At 61.7% G+C, this 23,654-nt stretch carries 22 protein-coding genes; 10 read left to right on the top strand and 12 right to left on the bottom strand.

From position 1 onward, the window contains the following. The first annotated feature begins 104 nt into the window (after positions 1-104). From QDY28_RS08945 to QDY28_RS08930, 4 genes are all read left to right on the top strand, one after another. Positions 105-1,118 carry an ABC transporter substrate-binding protein gene (locus QDY28_RS08945; protein WP_331381344.1) on the top strand — a complete coding sequence of 338 codons (1,014 nt, stop codon included), beginning with the start codon at positions 105-107 and terminating at the stop codon, positions 1,116-1,118. 107 nt (positions 1,119-1,225) lie between these two features. Beyond that, a complete protein-coding gene (locus QDY28_RS08940; RefSeq protein WP_028751426.1) occupies positions 1,226-2,044 on the top strand; it encodes an ABC transporter ATP-binding protein in 819 nt (272 codons plus the stop codon). A gap of 13 nt (positions 2,045-2,057) precedes the next feature. After that, positions 2,058-2,939: an ABC transporter permease gene (locus QDY28_RS08935; RefSeq protein WP_331381342.1), complete on the top strand. Its 882-nt coding sequence runs from the start codon at positions 2,058-2,060 to the stop codon at positions 2,937-2,939. A 290-nt stretch (positions 2,940-3,229) separates the two neighbouring features. Continuing rightward, a complete protein-coding gene (locus QDY28_RS08930) occupies positions 3,230-3,943 on the top strand; it encodes a DNA helicase (RefSeq protein WP_331381341.1) in 714 nt (237 codons plus the stop codon). Between the two features lie 40 nt (positions 3,944-3,983). Here the strand turns inward: QDY28_RS08930 and QDY28_RS08925 are convergent, their stop codons facing one another. The 4 genes from QDY28_RS08925 to QDY28_RS08910 form a co-directional block, all read right to left on the bottom strand. Further along, on the bottom strand, positions 3,984-5,399 hold the full coding sequence (locus QDY28_RS08925; RefSeq protein ID WP_331381340.1) for a sensor histidine kinase: 1,416 nt from the start codon (positions 5,397-5,399) through the stop codon (positions 3,984-3,986). Further along, on the bottom strand, positions 5,389-6,057 hold the full coding sequence (locus QDY28_RS08920) for a response regulator (protein WP_331381339.1): 669 nt from the start codon (positions 6,055-6,057) through the stop codon (positions 5,389-5,391). Before QDY28_RS08920 ends, QDY28_RS08925 begins: the two co-directional genes overlap by 11 nt. A gap of 81 nt (positions 6,058-6,138) precedes the next feature. Next, positions 6,139-7,926 (bottom strand): alpha/beta hydrolase, encoded by a 1,788-nt coding sequence (locus tag QDY28_RS08915; RefSeq protein ID WP_331381338.1) that lies wholly within the window; start codon positions 7,924-7,926, stop codon positions 6,139-6,141. Positions 7,927-7,936: 10 nt separating this feature from the next. Then, positions 7,937-9,502 (bottom strand): lipopolysaccharide biosynthesis protein, encoded by a 1,566-nt coding sequence (locus QDY28_RS08910; protein WP_331381337.1) that lies wholly within the window; start codon positions 9,500-9,502, stop codon positions 7,937-7,939. A 131-nt stretch (positions 9,503-9,633) separates the two neighbouring features. On the opposite strand from QDY28_RS08910, the gene QDY28_RS08905 reads away from it, so the two are divergent. Beyond that, positions 9,634-10,488, top strand: a complete 855-nt coding sequence (locus QDY28_RS08905; RefSeq protein WP_331381336.1) for a glycosyltransferase family 2 protein — start codon at positions 9,634-9,636, stop codon at positions 10,486-10,488. Here the strand turns inward: QDY28_RS08905 and QDY28_RS08900 are convergent. Together QDY28_RS08900 and QDY28_RS08895 are read right to left on the bottom strand one after the other, a co-directional pair. Further along, entirely contained in the window at positions 10,455-11,657 is a 1,203-nt protein-coding gene (locus QDY28_RS08900; protein ID WP_331381335.1) for a glycosyltransferase family 4 protein, read from the bottom strand. The two genes, QDY28_RS08905 and QDY28_RS08900, sit on opposite strands and share 34 nt — an antisense overlap. A 374-nt stretch (positions 11,658-12,031) precedes the next feature. Next, positions 12,032-12,268: an Lrp/AsnC ligand binding domain-containing protein gene (locus QDY28_RS08895; RefSeq protein WP_034522129.1), complete on the bottom strand. Its 237-nt coding sequence runs from the start codon at positions 12,266-12,268 to the stop codon at positions 12,032-12,034. Positions 12,269-12,478: 210 nt separating this feature from the next. On the opposite strand from QDY28_RS08895, the gene QDY28_RS08890 reads away from it, so the two are divergent. The 3 genes from QDY28_RS08890 (at position 12,479) to QDY28_RS08880 (ending at position 16,573) form a co-directional block, all read left to right on the top strand. Next, positions 12,479-13,762: an NAD(P)/FAD-dependent oxidoreductase gene (locus tag QDY28_RS08890; protein WP_331381334.1), complete on the top strand. Its 1,284-nt coding sequence runs from the start codon at positions 12,479-12,481 to the stop codon at positions 13,760-13,762. Positions 13,763-13,959: 197 nt separating this feature from the next. Further along, positions 13,960-15,495: an L-piperidine-6-carboxylate dehydrogenase gene (amaB, locus tag QDY28_RS08885; protein WP_442967494.1), complete on the top strand. Its 1,536-nt coding sequence runs from the start codon at positions 13,960-13,962 to the stop codon at positions 15,493-15,495. 88 nt (positions 15,496-15,583) lie between these two features. After that, positions 15,584-16,573, top strand: coding sequence for an Ldh family oxidoreductase (locus QDY28_RS08880; protein WP_331381333.1), 990 nt, complete (start codon positions 15,584-15,586; stop codon positions 16,571-16,573). A gap of 219 nt (positions 16,574-16,792) precedes the next feature. On the opposite strand, the gene QDY28_RS08875 is transcribed toward QDY28_RS08880, so the two are convergent. Then, complete coding sequence (locus QDY28_RS08875) at positions 16,793-18,118, bottom strand: glucoamylase family protein (RefSeq protein ID WP_331381332.1); 1,326 nt, start codon at positions 18,116-18,118, stop codon at positions 16,793-16,795. A gap of 152 nt (positions 18,119-18,270) precedes the next feature. Beyond that, complete coding sequence (locus QDY28_RS08870) at positions 18,271-18,897, bottom strand: TetR/AcrR family transcriptional regulator (RefSeq protein ID WP_331381331.1); 627 nt, start codon at positions 18,895-18,897, stop codon at positions 18,271-18,273. A 117-nt stretch (positions 18,898-19,014) separates the two neighbouring features. Between QDY28_RS08870 and QDY28_RS08865 the strand changes: the two genes are divergently transcribed. Further along, positions 19,015-19,566, top strand: coding sequence for a hypothetical protein (locus QDY28_RS08865; RefSeq protein ID WP_331381330.1), 552 nt, complete (start codon positions 19,015-19,017; stop codon positions 19,564-19,566). An 11-nt stretch (positions 19,567-19,577) separates the two neighbouring features. Here QDY28_RS08865 and QDY28_RS08860 read toward each other — a convergent pair whose 3' ends face one another. The 3 genes from QDY28_RS08860 to QDY28_RS08850 all read right to left on the bottom strand — a co-directional run bounded on the left by QDY28_RS08860 (position 19,578) and on the right by QDY28_RS08850 (position 21,563). After that, positions 19,578-20,141: a TetR/AcrR family transcriptional regulator gene (locus tag QDY28_RS08860; protein ID WP_331381329.1), complete on the bottom strand. Its 564-nt coding sequence runs from the start codon at positions 20,139-20,141 to the stop codon at positions 19,578-19,580. A gap of 10 nt (positions 20,142-20,151) precedes the next feature. After that, positions 20,152-20,616 carry a nuclear transport factor 2 family protein gene (locus QDY28_RS08855; RefSeq protein ID WP_331381328.1) on the bottom strand — a complete coding sequence of 155 codons (465 nt, stop codon included), beginning with the start codon at positions 20,614-20,616 and terminating at the stop codon, positions 20,152-20,154. 83 nt (positions 20,617-20,699) lie between these two features. Beyond that, positions 20,700-21,563 carry a DMT family transporter gene (locus QDY28_RS08850; protein ID WP_331381327.1) on the bottom strand — a complete coding sequence of 288 codons (864 nt, stop codon included), beginning with the start codon at positions 21,561-21,563 and terminating at the stop codon, positions 20,700-20,702. Between the two features lie 105 nt (positions 21,564-21,668). Here QDY28_RS08850 and QDY28_RS08845 point away from each other — a divergent pair, with 105 nt between their 5' ends. Further along, on the top strand, positions 21,669-23,087 hold the full coding sequence (locus QDY28_RS08845) for an aminotransferase-like domain-containing protein (RefSeq protein WP_331381326.1): 1,419 nt from the start codon (positions 21,669-21,671) through the stop codon (positions 23,085-23,087). A 60-nt stretch (positions 23,088-23,147) separates the two neighbouring features. Here QDY28_RS08845 and QDY28_RS08840 read toward each other — a convergent pair whose 3' ends face one another. Next, positions 23,148-23,432 carry a hypothetical protein gene (locus QDY28_RS08840; RefSeq protein ID WP_331381325.1) on the bottom strand — a complete coding sequence of 95 codons (285 nt, stop codon included), beginning with the start codon at positions 23,430-23,432 and terminating at the stop codon, positions 23,148-23,150. Between the last annotated feature and the right edge of the window lie 222 nt (positions 23,433-23,654).

The raw sequence follows: 23,654 nt of genomic DNA, 5'->3' as shown, positions 1-23,654 counted from the left end.
AGCTTACTGAAAGGTTGCCCGCGCTAGGCTTGCCAAGCTTCGTGGAGGAAGCACATGCCATGCGCGAACATGTGACGCAGGCATCCTAACAGGAGGAGACATTCATGCGTTCATCGCGCACGCTTTTTCATACCGTAGCCCTTTCGCTTGTCATGACCGCCGCATCCCTCGGTGCCACCGCGGCGCATGCCGCCGACAAGATTTCCATCATGGTGGGCGGTTATGAAAAGCAGATCTATCTGCCGGCCAAACTTGCGGAATCCCTCGGTTACTTCAAGGATGAAGGTCTCAATGTCGAGCTTCTGAACGAATCCGCCGGCGTCGACGCCGAAAACCAGCTCCTTGCCGGTGCTGTCCAGGGTGTCGTCGGTTTCTACGATCACTGCGTCGACCTGCAGGCCAAGGGCAAGTTCATCGAATCGGTCGTGCAGTTCAGCCGGGTGCCGGGTGAGGTCGAACTGGTGTCGACCAAGCATCCCGAAATCAAGTCGTTCGCCGATTTGAAGGGCAAGAGCGTCGGCGTTACCGGCCTTGGTTCGTCGACCAACTTCCTGACGCTCTATATGGCGACCAAGGCAGGCCTGACGCCGGCTGACGTCACCCCGGTTCCGGTCGGCGCCGGCCAGACTTTCATCGCCGCGATGCAGCAGGACGCTATCCAGGCCGGCATGACCACCGAACCGACGATCTCGCGCATGCTGAAGACCGGCGAAGCCTCGGTTCTCGTCGACCTCAGAACCTTGAAGGGCACCGAAGCCGCGCTCGGCGGCACCTATCCGGCCGCGTCGCTCTATATGGATGCCGCCTGGGTCGATGCCCACAAGGAAGACGTGCAGAAGCTTGCAAATGCCTTCGTCAAGACGCTGCGCTTCATCAATACGCATTCGGGCGCGGAAATTGCCGAAAAGATGCCGAAGGATTTCTACGTCGGCGACAAGGAGGGCTACATCAAGGCTCTCGACGCAGGCAAGGAAATGTTCACGGCCGACGGCGTGATGCCGGAAGATGGTCCGAAGACGGTTCTCGCCGTGCTCTCGCAGTTCTCCAAGAACGTCAAGGGCAAGACGATCGACCTGTCGAAGACCTACACGACGGAATTCGTCAAGAACGTCAAGTAAGCAGTCATAGTGCCGCTTCCGCCCGTTCCGGAAGCGGCAGTTCAAGAGACTTTGCAGTTCACTGGGCTTTGCGTGCACGCCCCGAAGGCACGCGTCAGGATCACATCATGCAACAGGATGAACGCCGGACGCCGGCGATCGAGCTCATCAATGTCAGCCGCCGGTTCGTATCGCCGACCGGCAAATCGCTGACGGCACTGCGCGATTTCAACATGACCGTCGAACGCGGTGAATTCGTCGCCGTCGTCGGCCCGACCGGGTGCGGCAAATCGACGACGCTCAATCTGGTCACCGGTCTTGCCAAGCCGAGTGCCGGCGAAGTTCGCCTGATGGGTGGACCCGTTAACGGCATCGATTCGCGTGTCGGCTTCGTTTTCCAAACGGATGCGCTCTTCCCCTGGAAGAACGTCATCGACAATGTCATGTCCGGTCCGCTGTTCCGCGGCAAGTCGAAGGCCGAAGCCGAAAAGAGCGCCAAGGACTGGCTAGCCCGTGTCGGCCTCTCGAAGTTCCTGCATCATTATCCGCATCAGCTCTCGGGCGGCATGCGCAAGCGCGTTTCGCTGGCGCAGACCTTCATCAACGAGCCGGAAATCCTGCTGATGGACGAGCCTTTCTCGGCGCTCGACGTGCAGACACGCACAGTTATGCATGAAGAGCTGCTGAAGCTTTGGGCCGAGCGCCAGGCTTCCGTTGTCTTCGTCACGCACGACCTCGAAGAGGCCGTGGCGCTCGCCGACAAGGTCTATGTGCTGACGGCGGGCCCGGCGACGGTGAAGTCGGTCTACACGATCGACCTGCCGCGTCCGCGCGTCGTCTCCGAGATCCGCTACGAGCAGAACTTCATCGATTATTGCAAGACGATCTGGGACGACCTTCGCGAAGAGGTCGAGACCAGCTATCGCCGCGCTTCGGAAGCGGCATAAGGGAGGATTGATCATGGCAAACACAGCTCTCGAAGCAGGCAACGCCCCGATCTTCCGCGCCGGTACCTCGGACGCGGAAATCGAAGCCGCAGCGCTGAAGGCGATGAGGCGCCGCAAATATGTCGTTGCAGCATGGCAAGCCGGCCTTCTCGCCGCCATCCTCGGCCTTTGGCAGCTCGCATCCGATCTGCACTGGATCGATCCGTTCTTCTATTCCAGCCCGTATGGCATCGCCCTGCGCCTTTGGGATTGGGTCCGTGAGGGCACTGAAAGCGGCTCGCTCTGGTTTCACCTCGGCGTGACGATGGAAGAAGCGCTGATCGGCTTCGTCATCGGCTCGGTGACCGGCGTGCTCGTCGGCGTGGCGCTTGGCCGCAACAAGCTGGCTTCCGATATCCTGTCGATCTACATTAAGGCAATCAACTCGATCCCGCGCGTCGTTCTCGCGCCGATCTTCGTGATGATCATGGGCCTCGGCCTGCCTTCCAAGGTCGCGCTCGCCTTCATCATGGTGTTCTTCGTCGTGTTTGCCAATGCTTTCCAGGGTGTTCGTGAAGCCGACCGCAACATGATCGCCAATGCCCGCATTCTCGGCGCGTCGAACTGGCAGGTTACCCGCAATGTGATCCTGCCGTCTGCGATGGGCTGGATTTTTGCAAGTCTGCACATCTCCTTCTCCTTCGCCATCATCGGCGCGATCGTCGGCGAGTTCGTCGGCTCGCTGGCCGGTATCGGTTACCTGATCTCGATCGCCAAGGGCACCTATGACGCCGCCGGCCTCTATGCCGCGATCATCCTGGTGATGGTGGTGACGCTCGGCGCCGAATACGTCATGACGCTCGTCGAAAACCGCATCACGAGATGGCGTCCGCAGCAGCACATGGACGTGCAATAAGCCGTCGAGGTATTCACTTAACTCCCAAGGCCGGGCTCCCCCACCCGGCCTCTTTTTTTGCCATAAAACAGGCACTGCCTTGCCGTCCCGCCGGGCCATACGAAACGACCACGGGACAATTTTCTCCGGGCGAGAATCAGCTTATGGTCCAATTCCGGCAAAGCCCATGCCTCCCCCCTCCATTCGGGAAAGTATCATCCATGCAGGGCTGATCGATCATCGAACCGACTGTTCGAGCGCCAAGCATAAGGAGGGGTTGCGGTCGTTGCTCGCAATAGGAGGTTTTTCACATGAGGCTTTCTGGCCCAATCCATCGTTTGAAGCGAAAAGCCCGGCTCATGTCGCGCGAGGAGAATATTCCCTTGCACGAAGCACTTGACCGCATTGCAGCCCAGGAAGGTTTCCACGGCTGGAGCTTGCTTGCAGCTCGTGCGGAGGCGACCACATCAGCCGAAGAGATGTTCGCACAACTGCACCGTGGCGACCTGGTGCTTCTGGGCGCCCGCCGTGGCCACGGCAAAACCCTGATGAGCCTCAAGCTGGCCGTCGAGGCGATGAAATCAGGCAAGCGGAGCGCCTTCTTCACGCTGGAAGATACCAAGAGTGCTGTTCTCGATCGTTTCCGGATGATCGGCGCTCAGTTCGAGCTTTTTGAAGGCTTGTTCGAATTCGACAGTTCGGACGCGATCAGCGCCGGCTATATCGTCGAGAAGCTGGCGTCGGCGCCCGAGGGAACGCTTGTCGTCATCGATTACCTGCAAATACTCGACCAGAACCGGCAGAAGCCGGAATTGATGGTGCAGGTTCGGGCGCTGAGGTCCTTTGCGCAGGAGCGAGGGTTGATCATCGTCTTCATCTCGCAGATCGACCGGTCCTACGATCCATCGATGAAGGCCTATCCCGATCTGGGGGATGTCCGCCTGCCTAATCCACTAGACTTGACCTTGTTCGATAAGACATTTTTCTTGAACAAGGGCGAAGTCCAGCTCCGGGCGGCTGGGTAGCGGTCCGGCCCATTCCGGTTGCCGGTGGTTTGGAAATGGATCAAACCGCCGGCAATCTTACCGTCACCAGCAGGCCGCCGCCGGGCGCGTCGCAGAGCGCGATCGCGCCGCCGGCGCCGTCGACGACTTCGCGGACGATGGCGAGGCCGAGGCCGCTGCCTTCCGGTTCCGTGCCGATGATGCGATAGAAGCGTTCGAACACTTGGCCGCGTTCGGCCTCGGGAATACCCGGACCGTTATCCTCCACCCACAGCACGGCGTCGCCGCCATCGCGACGGATGCCGACCGTGACCCGGCCGTTCGCAGGCGTATAACGCAGGGCATTGTCGACGAGATTGACCAGCATCTCGCGCAGCATGGTGCCGTCGCCTTGAACGTGAACCGGCGCGCCATCGGCCTCCAGCCCAAGGTCGATATTGCGCCTCAGCGCTTCCTCCGCCAGGGTCTCCAGGACTTGCCGGGCGGTAGCGACGAGATCGATCGTGTCGCTGCGTGGCCGGCGGCTGCCGGGTTCGGCCCGCGACAGGGTGAGAAGCTGGCTCGCCAGCCGTGTCACTTGCCTTGTGCTGGAGCGCAGTGCGGTCAGCGCTTCGTCGCGCCTGGCACTGTCGTCCTCGCGCGCCGCCACGCTTGCCTGCGTCGAGATCAGGGCGAGCGGCGTACGCAACTGATGGGCGGCATTGGAGACGAAGCGGCGCTGCGCCGCCATCTGGTTCTGCACTCGCTCCATGTGATCGTTGAGGGCATGGACGAGGGGACGCAGCTCGCTCTGCACCATATCCGGTTCCAGCGGGTCCAGCCGCTGGCGGCCGCGTTCGCGCACGGCATCGCGCAGCCGCAGCACCGGTGTCAGACCGCGCTGCAGGCCGATGATGGTCACCAGCCCCGCGAGCAGCACCAGCACGAGCTGCTTGCTGAAATCCGAGAGCCACAGCCTGCGGCGCATGGCGTACTGGCTGTTGTGGGTGACCGCGACGGTAACGGAGATCGTGCTGTCCTCGCCGAGGCCGACGATCGGATGGTTCAGCAGCATCAAGCGAACCTGCTCATTGCGAAATGTCGTGTCTTCGCCGACCTGCTGTTTCTTCGGCTGCGGCAGATCGGGATAGCCGGCGACGAGATTCCCCCAGGCGGTCACCACCTGATAGAAGACGCGGTCGCCATAGCCGGTGTCGAACATTTCGAGCGCGGCCGGTGGGATATCGACCTGGACAGTGCCGCTCGGATCGGCATGCACCGCTTCGGCGATGACGCGGGCGGAAGCAAGCAGCGTATGGTCGGTGACGAGGTCCGAGGTGGCATTCGCCGATCGAAAGCTAAGATAGAGATTGATGCAGATCGCGCCGATCAGCGTCAGCACCACCCAGGCGAAGAGCTGCGCCCTCAGGCTGGAGGTCAGCCTTGCGACGGCGCGGCGCAGGCGTCCTTTGCGTTGGCGGCTTTCGTCATTGCGCATGGCGAAGGAGATAACCGAGGCCACGCAGCGTGGCGATCTGCACGGCACTGCCTTCGAGTTTCTTGCGGACGCGGTGCACGTAGATTTCGATGGCGCTGGTGTCGGCGAGATCGTCGAAGCCGAAGACGCTTTCGGACAGCGCGGTCTTGGTGACCGTCGTGCCGACCTTCATGACGAGATGTTCGAGCACGGCATGTTCGCGCGGCGTGAGCGCCAGGGTTTCGCCGCCGAGAAAGAACTGCCGCGTGCCGCCGTCGAAGAGCAGGTCGCCCACCGCAATTTCAGGTGCGGCGCGGTCATGGCCGCGGCGGACGACTGCGCGGATGCGAGCTTCCAGCTCGGCGATCTCGAAAGGTTTTGCCAGATAGTCGTCGGCGCCGCTGTCGAGCCCGGCAACACGACCGTCGAGGCTGGCATTGGCCGTCAGGATGATGACCGGCACCTTGTTGCCGCTCTGGCGCAACCGTTTCAGCAGCGTCAATCCATCCATTTTCGGCAGTGAGAGATCGAGAATGACGACGGCGTAACCGGCCACCCTCAACATATGCTCGGCATCCTCGCCGTCATAGGCGATGTCGACGGCATATTGCGCCTGACGCAGCGCCTTGCCGAGCCAGGACGCCAGTTCGCGGTTGTCTTCGACGATCAGAAGCCTCATGGCGCGATTATACAGCAAGGGCCGGGTGTTGCGAGCATTTTGGGTGCCCGAGGCCTATCTTGCCAGCGGTGAGGCGGGCGTTCATTTGCCGAGCCTCAATGCCATCTCTCTTACCTCGTGCAAATAGACTTTTCGCGCATAGGGCGGCGTCAAATTGTGGTCGGCGTCGGGGATAATGGTGAGCCGGATGTCGGGGAAATTCTTCAGGCCGGCAGCGTCCTCGCCGAAATGCTCGCGAAAGTGATCAAGACCGATGTCGTGGGCGCTGTAGATCAGCGAAATATCGACTTGCCGCTTGGTCAGCGCGCGGAAGCCGTTGATGACGGTTTCATGCTCGCCGGCAAAAAAGGGAAGAACACCGAGCAGGGGCCGACCGAGGCGGACGGCGCGGCGCGCCAGCGCCACGACGATGTTGCGCGCTGCGCTTTTGGCGTCGATCTGGCCGCCGTAGAGCCGCTTCAAGGTCTCGAACTGCAGGAGTTTCTGGCCATAGGTCTCAAGCGAACGCGGCACGAAGCGAAGGGCTGCGTCCACGGACTGGGTTTCATCCCAAAAGAAAGCGTAAGGGTTGACGGTGATCAGACCGCTGCACCTGCTATCGCGGATGGCGCTCTGAAAGGCGAGATAACCACCGCTGCAGCGGCCGACAGCAAAGGCAGGCAGCAGCTTCTGAGTCTCAAGAAAGTCGAGTGCGGCGCTGACATCCTGATGCTGATCGCGGGAATAGAGCACCTGCTCCTGCGCGTCGGGAAGCGGCGGGCTGTCGGCGGCGTTGGCGGTATCGAAACGCAGCGAGGGGATGCCGTCACGGGCGAGCGCCCGCGCCATGCTCACCGACATCCGGCCCCAGCCGGCATGGCGGTCATAGGCCGTGGTCAAAAACAAAGCCGTTGCGCCCGTGCGGGCGCCTGCGGGTTCGCATAGAATGCCGAAGAGGCGGTCACCTTCGCCAAAACGCAGCGGCGTCTCGCGAAAGCCGTCGCCATCAAGCGCTTCGGCCCGGGGTGTGCGGAGAATTCTGCGCGATGTCGTGGTGGATTCCACCGCGATCGATCGTGCCCAATCCAGGATTTTCCGGCCGGCGTCGAGCGGCATGGTGGCGATCGTCGGGTTCGACACCAGCTCGTCGTAGCCCTCATAGGCAGCGCGTTCGACACGCGGACCGAGGGTTTCGAGATGGGCTGCGAAATCGGCATCGCCCGGACGCCCGGGCCGCGCCAGGACAAGGCAATCCGGCACGCCGACATGAGCAAGCGTCATCAGGTTGAGTTTCTTGACCGCAGCGGCGATACCCTCCGGCATGTGCAGGCTGGCGATCGTCACGCCTTCGCTGCGGCGCTGCGCTTCGGTGAGGCCCATGCCCTCGTCGATCATTTTCGACCACACCGTCAATTCGCGCAGATAGGCGCGGCCGGAGATGGTCGGGGCCAGAAGGGCGATGCCGTCGACGGCGGAGAGCTGTTCTGCGATATCAAGCGCGACGACGCTTCCAAGCCCTTGGCTCACCAGAATCAGCCGCTCGCAGCCGGAGAGCGATCGCAGCGTCGCGGCGGCGGCGCGCGCCGTATCTTGCCAGAGCGCCAGCCCTTCACCTGGATCTGCAACGTCGAGCGCGTCGCCCGTACCGGCATAGTCGAAGCGGAGGCTGGCGATACCTTTCTTGGCAAGATCTTCGGCGAGGATGCGCCAGAATTTGCGGGTGCACATTTCCTCGAAGCCCCAGGGGCTAAGGAACAATACGGCGGTCTGGCTCGTCGGTGCCGCCGATGGCATGAACAGACCGACGGTTCCGGAAAAGGTCACCGGCGTGGCGGCAGGGGTGATCTCTTTAAGCGGGCCCTGGTATTCGGCGGCTCCCAACGCAGCCATGGCATTCTCCTCAAATTCGGCGCGGCGCCAGCCATGCCAGCGCGTGAACGGCAATGGGATGGGCGCGCCGGGGCAGACGCGCAGCAATTTGTTGCAGCACCGCAATATCCTCCGGCGGCACGGCATTCAGCAGCCGGAGCGCCAGGCCGTAGACCAGGATGCCGGCAATGACGGCGCTGGCGAGGCCGGGAATGCCGGGCAGCACGTGAACGAAACCATAGGCCGCAGCGGCGCAGAGCGCGGATGCGGCGGTCACCTTGGAAAGGCTGACGAACATGCTGTGCATCGAGCCTTCGAATTCCATGCGGCGCACCATCAGCACGCATAGGGCGGTAAAGGCGAGCAGCCGCACCAGGGCGCCACCTTCGCCGCCATACAGGGGCACTGCGATGAAGCAACCGACGACCATGATGGCGCTGGCGACGCCGCCGATGATGGTGCGCTCGCGCATGCGGTCGATGGAATAGAGATATTGCGTACAGATCTGCATGAAGACGTAAGGAGCCGCCGTCAGCGAGAGCAGCGCCACCATGCCGCCGCTCGGGCCGAAGGGTTTGCCGAAGATCGTCACCACCAGCTCCGGGGCGATTGCCGCAAGGCCGAAGCTCATCGGCAGCGTAATGTAGGAAATGGCGCGCGCCACACCTTCGAAGACATGGACCGGCAGCTTGCCGGACGCCTGAGAATGCATCTGCTCGGAGTAATAGGGCAGCAGGCTGCCGCTCAACTGCACCGGAAGCTGTAGCGCCAGATTGGCAAGCGACAGGCCGACGGCATAAAAGCCGACGGCTTCGATGCCCCAATAGTGCTGCAGGAAGACCAGCTCGATGCGGTTCAGGAAGATCGAGCTATTGATGAATTCGACCGAGAGAATGAGCGAGGAGCTGACGAGATAGCCAAGGCCGACGCCGCAACTGTTCCGTGGAGCGACTGCGATCCTGAGGCTCGAGATAAACATCGGGAGCTGACCGATGGCATAGCCGGTCAGGGCGCCGGTGACGCCGAAGAAGATGGCGCCGAGAAGCACGGTTGCGAGCTGCAGCACCGAGCTCGTCAGGGTCATGCGGAAGAATGCGCCGAGCTGTTGTTCGCCGACCAGATAGTTCTTGCTGTAGGCGCCGAGCGACTGCAGGACGAAGAACGCGCCGGTAATCACGATGATGGCCGATGCATCGTTTGCCCAATGCATCCGTTCCGCTTCCCAATAGTAGGCGGCATAGCCGGCAAGCAGGATCAGCGTCGAGAAGATCGTCGGATGCAGGAGATAGGCCGCAAAGCCGCGCCGCTCCTCCGCCGAATAGCCCTGGACCTTCAGTTGCGGCAGGATGCGCAGCAGCGTAATGCCGGTGCCGAGTTCGGCGACGAGTGCTCCCGTCGTCGTCAACCAGAGCGAAAAGGCGATGATGCCGTTGGCCTCCGGGCCAAGCAGGCGGGCGGCGATGATCGAACAGGCAAAACCGGTCGCCAGCAGGGTCAGCCCCGCCGCTGCATTCAACGCCGAATTCGCCATGATGCTCTTCGTCATGAAGATTACCGTTCCCCAAGTCGCAGTGGCCGCAAATGTCCGGCTCTTCATGGAGATAGCGCCTGCTGTATTTCATATGCCTTAATATTTACCGTCTATTCCTAATGTAACTTTCATTTTTACTTCAGCTAATATGCGATATCCCGATGTTGGCTGGCTTGCCGTTTGTCCGGAGGTCTTCCTTGTTCAGCCTCGTCGTCTGTACGATCGATCGCTTCGACCAATTGGAAAGGCTGTTTCTGTCGCTGATGAATCAGCGTCACAGGGATTTCGAGGTGATCCTCGTCGACCAGAATCCGGACGATCGATTGTTGGAGCTGATCGGAAGCTTTTCGCCCTTTTTCTTGATCCGCCATATTCGCTCGGCCAAGGGTCTTTCGCGGGCACGCAACAATGGAATGGCGGCGGCAAAGGACGACTATGTCTGCTTTCCCGACGATGATTGCTGGTATGAGCCCGATACGTTGGAGACGGCGGAGCGGCTGTTTACCGAACATCCCGAGCTTGCCATCGTCACCGGCCGTACGCTCGATGCCGGCGGCTTGGCCTCGGTCAGTCCGACGGGCGACATCTCGCTTGCGGTCACGCGCTGGAACTATCTGAAGTGCGGCAATTCCAACAGCATCTTCGTGCGCCGTGCAGCGCTGCCGGAAATCGGCGGCTTCGACGAGAATCTCGGGGTCGGCTCGGATTCGCCGTTCCAGAGCGGCGAGGAGGCGGATTTTCTGTTGCGGGCCCTTGCTGCGGGCAAACGGCTGATGTTCTTTCCGGAATTGATCGTTCATCACGATCAGGTCACCAGCGAATACGGTCCACGGCAGGTCGAGCGGGCACGCAAATATGGCCGCGGCTTCGGCGCCCTGATGCGCAAACAGCGCTTTCCGCTAGCCTATGTCTGCTATCGCCTTTGCCGGCCGGTCGCCGGCTGGCTGGCGGCGCTGGTGCGATTCAGGGCCGATACGGCTCGCTACAAGCGGGCCTGGCTGATGGGCATACTGGAAGGTTATGCGACCTGGCCGCGCTGGGACAGGGGTTGATGGCGTTTGCCTCTTGGCGTCATGGCTCCGGCATAGACATCGACATAGCGCTGCGCGACCTCTTCCCACGCATAGGCGCGGGCATCATGAATGAGTTCTTCCCTGAGGCCGAGGCCTTCGGCCCCCAAGCGGGCGAAAGCGGCGGAGAGGGCATCGGCAGCAATTTCCGGATTGGAAAAGTCCGAAAGCATCAGCGTCGGATGGGTTTCGGCAAGCGCCTTATAGGCGTCGTTCGTGTGCAGCACCGGCAGCAGGCCGGCGCTCATCGCCTCGATCGCCACCAGGCCGAAGCCTTCATATTCGGAGGCCGAGGCGAAAACTGAGGCGCGGGCGATGATGTTGCGGATGGCGCAATTGTCGATCGATACATGCAGCGACACATGGCGGCCGAGATCGCGGGCGGCGATTTCCTTCTCCAGCGTCTGCTGGTCGAGATCGGAGACGGCGCCGATAATGTCGAGGTGCCAATCCGCATTGCGGGCCGCAAGCACCTTCATGACGTCAAGCATGCGGTCGAGCCGCTTGTTGACGGAGAAGCGGCCGATGGTGACGATGCGGCGGCGGGCTTCGAGCGCGGCGCAATTGGCGAATTTGCCGACATCGGCGCCATTTTCGATCAGGCGGGTGCGGTGCCCGGCGATGCTGGAAAACAGCCGTTCGTCCGACAGGCTGCAGCAGATGAGCTCTGCATAGGCGAGGGCGGAAAGCCTTGTTGCGGTGTTGAACCAGAGCTTCTTGATGGCGGCATATTTCGGCGTATGGAAAAAGCCGCCATGCGTGGTGGCGACCATTGGGCGGCCATGGAACAGCTTGCCCCAGGCAAGCGCGTCGAAGAAGAAATCGATGGCATGGACATGGATGAGGTCGGCATCGGCGATGTGCTTGAACACCTGTGGCGCCAATGGATAACGGCTGGAGCCGGACCAGGGGATTCGGACGATCTCGATATCCTCGATCGTTTCGGCTGGTGGCAGTTCGCGGGTGGGATCGGAAAACAGGCTGTTGCAGGTGACGACGCGGACACGATAGCCGCGGCCGATCAATTGCCGGCAGAGATTGGCGACCACATCTTCCAGCCCGCCCTTGTTGGGCAGAAACTGCCGCACGACGTGCACGATCAGCTGTCCCGAGGCATTCTGTGCCTGAATATCCGAAATAGCCGATGTCATTGACCCGCCCTCGATCCTTGGGCCGCGCAAAGCCGCGGCGATCAGGCGCGCGAAGGCGCCGTCTCTTGATCAGCGCAAAGCACATCATCTTGCTGGTTAAAAAGAGCTTAATTGCGGAGGAGAGACGGCGGCGTTTCAAGCAAGAGGGTTAATATCGGGGCGTTCCGTAAAAAGAGGCTGGGCTTGTGCTTGGCCCCTCACCCTAACCCTCTGCCCCGCAGGCGGGGCGAGGGGACTGCTTCGGCATTTGCCGCGCTATCGTGCCTCGGATACGATAGTCAATGAGCTCCCTCTCCCCGCAATGCGGGGAGAGGGTTGGGGTGAGGGGCCATCTCTGAAAGTGCTCTGAGGCGAGGCCTGCCGACCGGGACCTTTCAAAACGCTCGGAACGTCAATGTCGTTAGCGAGCGGACGATGCCGGGAATATTGGCGATGTTATCGTTGATGAACTTGCCGATGTCCTGCTCGTCCTTGATGTAAACCTTCAGCAGCAGGTCGTAGTCGCCGCTGGTGGAATAGAGTTCCGAGACCAGCTCCGTCTGGTAGATTGCGTCGGCAACCTCGTAGGTCTTGCCGGGGGCGCATTGGAGCTGAACGAAAATGGGCTTCATGAGATTGTCCTGGTTCTGTCGCGGCCGCGATGGCGGCTGTCTTGACTCTGTCGCGGCCGCGATGGCGGCCGGCGCTTTGCTCTATAATGGTCGAAAGCGGCGTGGCCATGCAAGTTTTTCTCTATCCACCGGATGTCGTTGTTGCCGCTTCCGCAAGTCGGGAGGTGGCGCTAGATTGGCCGGATTCTTTTACACTATTGGATCGCCTCGATGCTGAATGACCCTCGCTCTCACGGACTCTGGGAGAAGACCGCACCGCCGCCGCCTGCGACCCGGCCGCTTGCCGGCGATGTTTCGGCCGATGTGGTGGTGGTCGGCGGCGGCTATACGGGCCTGTCCTCGGCTTTGCATCTGGCGGAAACCGGAACCAGGGTCGTGCTGCTGGAAGCCAATGAAATCGGCTTCGGCGGGGCGGGGCGCAATGTCGGCCTGATCAATGCCGGCATGTGGGTCATGCCCGACGACTTGCCCGGCGTGCTCGGCCCGGTCCATGGCGAACGGCTGCTGGAGCTTCTCGGCGATGCGCCGAAGCTGGTGATGACGCTGATCGAGAAACACGACATTGCCTGCGAGCTGGAGCGCAACGGCACGCTGCATTGCGCCGTCGGAACGGAGGGGCTGAAGGAGATCGAGGAGCGTGCCCGTCAATGGGGCAAGCGCGGCGCCCCGGTCACCGTCCTTGGCGCGGACGAGACGGCGCGACGGGTGGGAAGTTCCGCTTATGCGGGGGCGCTGCTCGATATGCGCGCCGGCACGTTGCAGCCATTGGCCTATGTCCGCGGTCTGGCGCATGCGGCGGCCAAGGCCGGTGTTGTCATCCACACCGGCAGCCGGGTGACGGCGACCGAGAAGAATGGCGGGCGGTGGATCGTCGGGACGGCGGGCGGCAGTGTCAGCGCCGACTGGATCGTCGTCGCGACGGATGCCTATAGCACCGGCCCTTGGCAGCAGGTGCGCAATGAGCAGGTGCATCTGCCCTATTTCAATTTCGCCACCGTGCCGCTCGGCGACAATCTGCGCAAATCGGTCCTGCCCGGCCGCGAGGGAGCGTGGGATACGAAAGAGATCCTGTCGTCCTTCCGCATGGACCAAGCCGGCCGTCTTGTCTTCGGGAGTGTCGGAGCGTTGCGCAATACCGGGCTTGCCATTCACAAGAATTGGGCACGCCGTTCCCTGAGGAAGCTGTTTCCCCATCTCGGAGACGTTGCCTTTGAAAGCGAGTGGTACGGCAAGATCGGCATGACCGACAATGCCCTGCCGCGCTTCCACAGGTTTGCCCCGGATGTCGTCGGCTTTTCCGGCTATAATGGCCGCGGCATCGCGCCGGGCACGGTGTTCGGGAAGATATTGTCCGACCATGTTCTCGGCCGCGTCTCCGAAGCCGACCTGCCGCTGCCGCTGACCGATCCCCGTGAGCTCGGCTTTCGGGCGCTGAAGGAAATGTGGTACGAAGCCGGCGCCCAGGCTGCGCATTTTGTCGGGGTACGGTTTTGAGGTGGGGTTTTTTTAAAGACCCCTCCCCAACCCCTCCCCACAAGGGGGAGGGCTTAGATGCCGCGTCCTCAGCATTCGCGGGATGTCGTTTTGCCGGGCGGGCGCCACGCGTTGACCCCCTCCCCCTTGTGGGGAGGGTTGGGGAGGGGTTTTCGCCGGCCTTGCCTTCCGATACATAAAAAGAAGAGGAGACAATCATGACCGCCACACTCGATCTCGCCACCGAGACCAAGGCAATCCTGACCGAACTCGGCGTTGCCGCCGATCGCTATACGGGCGGAACACTGGCCGTCACTTCACCCGTGACCGGCGCTGAAATCGGCCGGCTCAGGGAGCATTCGGCTGCCGAAGCAAAGGCCGCGATCGACAAGGCGCATGAGGCATTTCTCTCCTGGCGCGCCGTGCCGGCACCGAAGCGCGGAGAGCTGATCCGCCTGCTCGGCGAAGAGTTGCGCGCCGGCAAAGCGGCGCTCGGCCGCCTCGTCTCGATCGAAGTCGGCAAGATCACCTCCGAGGGCCTCGGCGAAGTGCAGGAGATGATCGATATCTGCGATTTCGCCGTCGGCCTGTCGCGCCAGCTCTATGGCTTGACCATCGCCACCGAGCGTTCGGAACACCGGATGATGGAAAGCTGGCATCCGCTGGGGCCGATCGGCATCATTTCCGCGTTCAACTTCCCGGTCGCGGTCTGGTCATGGAATGCGGCGCTTGCTATCGTCTGCGGCAATTCTACCGTCTGGAAGCCGTCGGAAAAGACGCCGCTGACGGCGCTTGCCGTACAGGCGCTCTTCGAAAAGGCGCTGAAGCGCTATGTCGCAGAGGGCGGCGAGGCGCCGGCCAATCTCTCCACATTGATCATCGGTGGCCGCGACGTCGGCGAGGTGCTGGTCGACCACCCGAAGATCCCGCTGGTTTCGGCGACCGGCTCGACGGCCATGGGCCGCGCAGTCGGCCCGCGTCTCGCCAACCGCTTCGCTCGCGCCATCCTCGAACTGGGCGGCAACAATGCCGCGATCGTCTGCCCGACGGCCGATCTCGACCTGACGCTGCGTGGCGTCGCCTTTTCCGCCATGGGTACCGCCGGCCAGCGCTGCACGACGCTGCGCCGCCTCTTCGTGCATGAGAGCGTCTACGATCAGCTTGTGCCGCGACTGCAGAAGGCCTATGGCTCGGTGACCATTGGCAATCCGCTGGAAACCGGCACGCTCGTCGGACCGCTGATCGACAAGCATGCCTTCGACAAGATGCAGGCGGCTCTCGGCGAGGCGCAGTCGGCCGGCGGCAAGGTAACCGGCGGCGAACGCGTGGAAAACGGCACGGCCGATGCCTTCTATGTCCGCCCGGCTCTGGTGGAGATGCCTGCGCAGACCGGACCGGTCGAGCAGGAAACCTTCGCGCCGATCCTCTACGTGATGAAATACAGCGATTTCGACGAGGTGTTGGCGCTGCACAATGCCGTGCCGCAAGGCCTGTCATCGTCGATCTTCACCAATGACATGCGCGAGGCGGAAGCCTTCGTCTCGGCGCGCGGTTCGGATTGCGGCATCGCCAACGTCAATCTCGGCCCTTCCGGCGCTGAGATCGGCGGTGCCTTCGGCGGCGAGAAGGAAACCGGCGGCGGCCGCGAGTCCGGTTCGGACGCGTGGAAGGCCTATATGCGCCGGGCGACCAACACCATCAACTACGGCAGGACATTGCCGCTGGCGCAGGGCGTCAAGTTCGACGTCGAGTAAGGCAGGCATAGCAATCGTTGCGTTGCGATGAGGAGGGCGTGAGCGTAGGATCGTTTTCGCCCTCCTCATCGTTCCAAGGTCCCTCATCATGCATCTGTCGCTCGCCGAAGCCGAAACGCTGGTTGCTGAGGCGCTGAAGCGAAATCGAGTCAGTCCGGAAAACGCCCGTTCGGTGGCTGTCGCCCTCGTCGCCGCCGAGGCGGCCGGGCAGAGTGGCCATGGTTTGCGCCGCGTGCCCGCCTATGCCGGGCAGGCCAAGATCGGCAAGACGGACGGCTTTGCCAAGCCGCAGCTCACTCGGCCCTATCCGGCCGTGCTGCGCATCGATGCCGGCAACGGCTATGCCTATCCGGCGCTCGACCTTGCCGTTACCGAGCTTTCCGTTATTGCCCGCGAGCAGGGGATCGCGCTCGCGGCCATCAGCCGTTCGCATCATGCCGGCGTCATGGGCCTGACGTTGGAGCGCTTTGCCGATCAGGGGCTGGTGGCGCTGATGGTCGCCAATGCGCCGGCCGCCATGGCGCCCTGGGGCGGCAAGCGGCCGGTCTTCGGCACGAACCCGATCGCCTTCGCCGCGCCGCTGCCCGATGACGAGCCGATCGTGATCGATCTGGCGCTATCGAAGGTGGCGCGCGGCAAGGTCATGGCCGCCCGGCAAAAGGGAGAGCCGATCCCACCCGGTTGGGCCTTCGACCGTGACGGAAGACCAACGACCTCCGCCGAAGAGGCCTTGGCCGGCACGATGATCCCCGCCGGCGGTTCGAAAGGAGCGGCGCTCGCGCTGATGGTCGAGATACTGGCGGCTGGGCTGACCGGCGCCAATTATTCCTTCGAATCCTCTTCGCTCTTCGACGACAAGGGGGCGCCTCCGGCGCTCGGCCATACGATCATCGCGATCAATCCGGCAGCGACGAGTGCTGCCGATACGGCTCAGCGGCTGGCATTGCTGGCAAGCGAAATCACCCGCGATCCCAATGTCCGCCTGCCGGGCCGGCGCGGGCAGACGGCGCGGCGCGCGGCGCTGAGTGAGGGCATCACCGTCGAGGATGAAGTGATTGCCGCGATAGAGAGGCTTTGAATGTGTTTTTGCCGTGCTCTTGTGCACGGCCCCTCACCCCAACCCTCTCCCCGCAAGCGGGGCGAGGGAGTTATCCGCTAAACAATGTGTCGATCGATGAGGAGGATAGCTGCCTGGCTCCGTCGTCCCTCGCCCCGCATTGGGGGAGAGGGCTAGGGTGAGGGGCGAGGCACAGTGCTGCTCGATGAGGATGACTGATTGCCACCTGAGATCCACAGATCAGGCGATCGCCGGTGTAGCTTGTTTTTCGTGCAGCCAGCCGCCGGTGAAGCCGGCGCGTTCCAGGCCGCGGCGCAGGATCGGAGATTGCCGCATGAGGTTCCAGATCAGCCCGGTGCGCTCATTTTCGATCATCATGACGAGCAGGCCCTGGTCGATGGCGACCGAACGGTCGTCGACCCAGCCTTCCGGACCAGGGCCTCTGACGCTCGGATTGAAGCCACCGGGAAAGCGGCCATCCAGCAACAGGTTCGGATAGGTGGCAAGCAGGGCCTTGGTGCCGTCGAGCGCGGCCTGGCGGTCGAAAGGCAGGCAGGATAGCGGCCCCCAGGGTGCAATGGTACCGTCGTCGGGACCGAGCGGGGCGCCACGGGCGGCATAGCCGAGAACTTTCGGGCTGTAACGCCGGCTGTGCTTGGTGCCGGTCGGATTCGGCCCGTCACAGGCCGAGAGCCCCCAAATGTCCTTGGCATAGCCGACGAAATGGCCGGGGTTGCGGTCGGTGTAATCGCGCTGAACGGCGATGGCCGTCTGCGTATTGCGGAAATAGTCCGTCTCCTTATCGGCTACATGCCGATCGGCGATGCCGCGAAAATCGATCCACGCATGTGAGAAGAGATGGATGAACAGCGGTCCGGCATAAAGATAGGGCGTGTCCTTGAACATCATCCAGGTATAGGTCGAGGCGAAGGCGTCGTAGCTCGAGGACGGCACGGCGTGGGTGGGCGAAGCAAGTGCCAGCACGTAAAGGAAGATTGCTTCGTCATAGCCCTGGTAACGCCAGCGCAGGAAACCGCTGCTCGGCTTCCAGCCCATGCTGATCGTCTTGCCCTTGTTCAGTGCCCAATGCCAATCGCAACGCTCATAGAGAAACTGCGCCTGCGTACGGATGTCCTCTTCGTCCTGATCGGGACCGTTGAAATAGGCGGCCGCCGTCAATACGCCGAGCAGGAAAAGACCAGTATCGATGGTCGAGAGCTCACTGTTCCATGCACGCTTGCCGGTCGCCATATAGAGGAAGTGATAGTAGAAGCCGCGATGACCGGTGGCGCCTCGCTCTTCGCCCTGCTGGCTTTCGGCAAAAAAATTGAGTGCGGTCAACACGCGCTGCGCCGCATCCGCGCGGCTGATCCAGCCCCGTTCGACGGCGACGGGATAGCTCGATAGCGCGAAACCAACGGCGGCGATGCTGCAATGGCTCGTCTTGATCGACGTATCCGCCACCAGCCCGTTTTCGGGATTGGTGTACAGCATGAAATAGTCGAAGGCCGAGCGTTGCAGACGGTCGATCAGCGCATCGTCGGTCTCGTTGGTCTGTTGCAGCATAGTCTGATCCATCTTCTCGGCGCCCCCCACTTCTGCTGAGCACAAGAGCCCCGACAGTTGCAAATCAAAGATGATTAATGCTGCCACGCTTTTGTGGACGATTGTTTAAAATGGAAACATTCGCCTATCAGTGGCGGTCGCCTCCAGAAAGCTCAATCATCGACGACGCGGATGGCCGCGAGCACCGCGTCCAGCAAACTATCCGCTGTCTCGTCGCCGGGAAGCGATCTGATCATGCCGTTCAAGCGTCCCTCTAGCAGCAGCATAGCGAAGCCGTGCACCAGTGACCAGAGGGCCGTCGCCTGTGCCGCCATCTGCAGCGGCGGCGGCGATATGCCGGGTGCCCGGGCGCGGACAGCGGCGATAAGCGCCTCCCGCGCGGCGAGGACGGCATCGCGCAGAGCCGGCCGGTCTTGATCGAGCACTTCCCCGCGAAACATCAGGGCGAAAAGACCGGGATGGGCGGTGGCGAAGCCGACATAGCCGCGACCCATCGCTTTGTTCCGCTGGCGCGGGTCGTCTCCTGCTTCAGCCATCGCGGCTGCGAGTGCCGCGCCGAAACGGACAAAACCCAGGGCGGCGAGCTCGCTCAGCAGACCGGTGAGATCGCCGAAATGGTTTTTCGGTGCGGCATGCGAGACCCCCGCGGCTCGTGCGGCAGCGCGCAGCGTCAGCGCCTGAACGCCCTCGTTTTCCAGAATTGTTTCCGCTTCGGCGAGCAGGGCGGCTTTCAGGTCGCCATGGTGATAGGGGCGGCGGATCGGGACATCATGATTCATGTCAAATGTTTACAATGGAAATATTTCCGTTGACAAGCTGGAAATTGCTAAATATTGTCACTGTCAATATCTGACGCGAACGAGTTTCGCTTCACCTCTTTGGCGAACGGAAATTTGATGAGTCTTCTCCTGGCGTTCCTGCCCTTCATCGTCTTTGCGGTTGCGAACGGTTTCACCAGCCCGACCTTAGCGCTATTCTTAGCCGCGCTTGTCTCCCTGGTTCTTTTGCTGCGCGACCGGCTCATTCTCGGCAAAGCGCCGAAAATTCTGGATATCGGCACGACGATCCTGTTTGGCGGCCTTGCGCTTTGCGTTCTGCTCGGGGGCGCCATGGAATCGATCTTTGCCGTACGCTTGGCTGTTGATGCCGGGTTGCTGGCGATTGTCCTGATTTCCATTGCCGTCCGCCGCCCGTTCACGCTGCAATATGCTCGCGAACAGGTGGCACACGAATTTTGGGATAATCCGGTTTTCATCAGGACGAACTACATCATCACCTCTGTCTGGGCGCTTGCCTTCACGGTGATGGCAGCCGCGGATGCAATCCTGCTTTATGCACCCGAAATACCGACGAATGTCGGGATCGTCGCAACCATCGCGGCGCTTGCCGGCGCGGTCAGGTTTACAGGCTGGTATCCGAAGCGCGTGCGGCAAACGGCAGGAGGATAGGCGACATTCACTCACCTCAGCCTGGCTTCCATCTGCTCCCTTAGCTTTTGAAGCGTTCGCCCAAAAATCCCATCATCCCCGAGCGCTCTTGCAAGTATCAGCGCCCCCTGGATGCCTACAACCGCTTCTTCGGCGAGGGCATTTGCTTCTCCGGTCTTGACGCCCGCTCTCGTCAAAGCGCCGGAAAGCGCTTCGATCCATCGGTAGAAATAGCCCCTTATCGCTCCTGCAAAACGGTCGCGTGTTTCGTCGAGCGCGAAGGCGCCGATGAGACAGATGCGGCGGCCCGAGCGGAAATAAGCGTCTGTCGTCTGCCACATGCCGGCGATGGCGACATGTGGTTCGTCTTCTTCGAGCGGCTTGAACATCTCGTCGACAAACCAGGCATCGATATTGGCCATGATTTCCGCCGCCATCTCTTCTTTTCCGCCAGGGAAGAAATGATAGAGGCTGCCCTTCGACAGTTTGGTCCGCGCCGTGATGTTGCTCATCGACGCACCCTCATAGCCGAGTTCGCGGAAAACCTCGGCGACGAGGGTTATGGCGTCCGATTTTTCGAAGACGGTGCGGGTCATCGTCTTTCTCTTAGAGGCCGAGATCGGAAAGCCCTGGATGATCGTCAGGACGGCGGCCGAGCGGCCAATGGAATTTCCGATCCTCTTCCTTGATCGGCATATCGTTGATCGAGGCGAAGCGGCGCTGCATCAGGCCGTCAGCGTCGAATTCCCAGTTTTCGTTGCCGTAGGAGCGAAACCAATGGCCGCTGTCGTCGTGCCATTCATAGGCGAAACGCACGGCGATGCGATTGCCGTCGAAAGCCCATAGCTCCTTGATCAGCCGGTAGTCCAACTCCCTGGCCCATTTGCGGGTGAGGAACTCGATGATTTCCTTGCGGCCATGCGGAAATTCGGCGCGGTTCCGCCATTGGCTGTCTTCGGTATAAACCTTTGAGACGCGTTCGGGATCGCGGCTGTTCCAGCCGTCCTCGGCCAGGCGGACTTTGGCGATAGCGGTTTCGCGGGTAAACGGCGGCACGAGTGGGTTGGCCATGACTTGCTCCTTTTAGACCGATGCGGCCATACTAGACCGATCGGTTTAGACGAGCAAGAGCGAGTTCGGCTCTTCAAGCGGCGTTATCGCGCGAATTTCTTCGCGCCTACCACGCAACCGACAACGCCAAGGGTCACCGCAAGCATTGACCAACTGACGCTTTCCTTCAGCAGCGTGGCGGCGAGCGCCAAGCCGAAGAAAGGCTGCAGCAACTGCAATTGCCCGACGGCAGCAATACCGCCCTGCGCCAGTCCGCGATACCAGAAGACGAAGCCGATCAGCATGCTGAAGAGCGAGACATAGATGAGGCCGATCCAGGCGGGTTCGCCGATGCCGCCGATCGTCTGCGGCATGGTGAACAGGCAAAGCGCGATCATGACCGGCAGCGACAGGACCAACGCCCAGGAAATGACCTGCCAACCGCCCAGCCGGCGTGACAGCACCGCGCCCTCGGCATAGCCGAGCCCGCAAACGAGGATTGCCGCGAGCATCAGCAAATCGCCGACCGGCGATGCGGAGATGCCCTGGGCAAGCGCATAGCCGGAGACAATGGCGCTGCCGATCGCAGAAAATAGCCAGAAGGCCGGCCGCGGGCGTTCGCCGCCGCGCAATACACCGAATATGGCGGTAGCCAGCGGCAGCAAGCCGATGAAGACGATCGAATGCGCCGAAGTGACATGCTTGAGCGCCAGCGCCGTCAGCAGCGGAAAGCCGACGACGCAGCCCAAGGCGACGATGGCAAGGGGGATGATATCGCTGCGGACGGGCCGCTTCTCCCGAAAGGCGAGCAGCAGGCACAGTGCCAGGATGCCGGCGATCGCGGCGCGGGCGACCGTCAGGAAGACCGGATCGAAATCCATGACCGCTACCCGTGTCGCCGGCAATGAGCCGCTGAAGATCAGCACACCCGTCATTCCGTAGATCCAGCCGCTTGTCGTCTTGTCCATGCCGATGCTCCAATTTGCTGACCGGTATCGGCGAAGTCGGCTGGTCATTCCAGAGACGGTGCAGTACAATTTTCGCAAACTGTTATGGTGTGAGGTGCAGTACGGATGAACGATGCCATCGTCATGAAAGGCGCCAGCGGCACGCGCATCGAGGGCGTAATGGCGGCGATCGCGGATCGCATCGCCGCACGCAGCCTGGGGCCGGGAGCGCGGCTTCCCTCGGTGCGCAGCTTCGCCAGGACGATGCAGGTGTCCGTTTCCACCGTGGTCGAAGCCTATGAGCGGCTGGCGGCCGAGGGCGTCATCCGCTCGCGGCCCGGCTCCGGCTTTTACGTCTGCGGGCCGCTCGCGCCGCTTTCCCTGTCGGAGATAGCGCCCAAGCTTGAACGCGATGTCGATCCGCTCTGGATTTCGCGGCAATCGCTGGAGGTGGACGATGGTGTTCTGAAGCCCGGCTGCGGTTGGCTTCCACCTTCCTGGATGCCGGAAGCGGCGCTTCGTCGAGCGATGCGAAGCCTGGCGCGGACCGGCGGAAGCGGCATTCTCACCAATTATGGAACGCCGCTCGGTCTGCCGCCGTTGCGGCAGCTTCTCGCGCGACGCATGGGCGAACACGGGATCGCCGCGTCGCCCGACCAGATCATGCTTATGGAATCCGGCACCCAGGCCATCGATCTTCTCTGCCGGTTCCTGCTCGAACCCGGCGATACCGTGCTGGTCGACGATCCCTGCTATTTCAATTTCCATGCCCTCCTGCGGGCGCACAGGGCTAATATCGTCGGCGTACCCTTCACGCCGACGGGGCCGGACATCGAACTGTTCGCAGAGGCGCTCGAAACACATAAGCCGCGCCTCTACATTACCAATTCTGCCGTTCACAACCCGACCGGTGCCGTATTGTCGCCGGTGATCGCGCATCGCCTGCTGAAACTGGCTGACGCTTCCAACTTGATCATCATCGAAGACGATATTTTTGCCGATTTCGAGCATGTGCCGGCGCCGCGGCTTGCCGCATATGACGGGCTCGATCGGGTGATCCATATCGGCAGCTTTTCAAAGACGCTGTCCGCCTCGGTCCGTTGCGGCTTCATCGCCGCGCGGCGGGACTGGATCGACAGCCTCGTTGATCTGAAGATCGCCACCAACTTCAGCGGCGGCCAACTAGGGGCTGAGCTGTTGTTTTCGGCCCTGAAGGACGGAGGCTATCGCAAGCATATCGAGGCACTGCGGGTTCGGCTTGCCAAAACCATGAACGAAACGGTGTCGCGCTTGGAAGCGATCGGCATCACGCCCTGGCTGAGGCCGCAGGCCGGCATGTTCCTTTGGTGCCGATTGCCGGAAGGTCTTGATGCGGCCGACGTTGCGCGCAACTGCCTTGCCGAAGGCATCATTCTGGCGCCGGGCAATGCCTTCAGCCAGAGGGATACGGCAGGCAATTTCCTTCGCTTCAATGTCGCGCAATCGACGGATGCCCGCATTTTCGACGTGCTCGCGGCATCGATGCGGAGATTGGCGTCCGGATGACCGGCAGCGTCTCTACTCAGAATCCAGGCGATTACGATCCGGCCAGTGATGCCGGACGCATCATTTGTGCAGCATCTTTAAAGCCTCGATGAAATAGCTGTCGGCGCCGGAATAGTCATCGACCTTGCAGCGCTTGAGACCTTCGGCCACCAGCTCGCGTGCCCGCTTCCTTTCGGCGGCGCTGATCGCCGATGCCTTCAGCCCATCATTGATACTCTCCACCATGGCAGCGCATGGCGATGAATTGCTGGTCCCTTTGGTTGCGGTGTTTGCCGCCAATGCGGTGAAGGAGAGAATAAGGTTAATCGAAATAACCGACGGAACGGCAAGAGCGAGCGTTTTCATGTTTCTGCATCCCTCAGCTCCGTACGCAGTCTACAGATAAAACATATACACCAAAGGTCTCGGGATATGATCGAATGCCGGGGGAGAGATCGGAAAGACAATCGGGCACTGTGAAGCAGCTCGAATACGCTCTTGCAGGTCTTGCTGAACTGAAGCATCACATTATAGCTCTGCCACAAGGCCGCTTCAATTGCGGTTCACATCGGCTCTATCCCTCTTGGC

This window comes from Rhizobium sp. BR 362, assembly GCF_036528765.1.
Lineage (GTDB): Bacteria > Pseudomonadota > Alphaproteobacteria > Rhizobiales > Rhizobiaceae > Rhizobium.
This window is presented reverse-complemented; position numbering and strand designations above follow the sequence as displayed.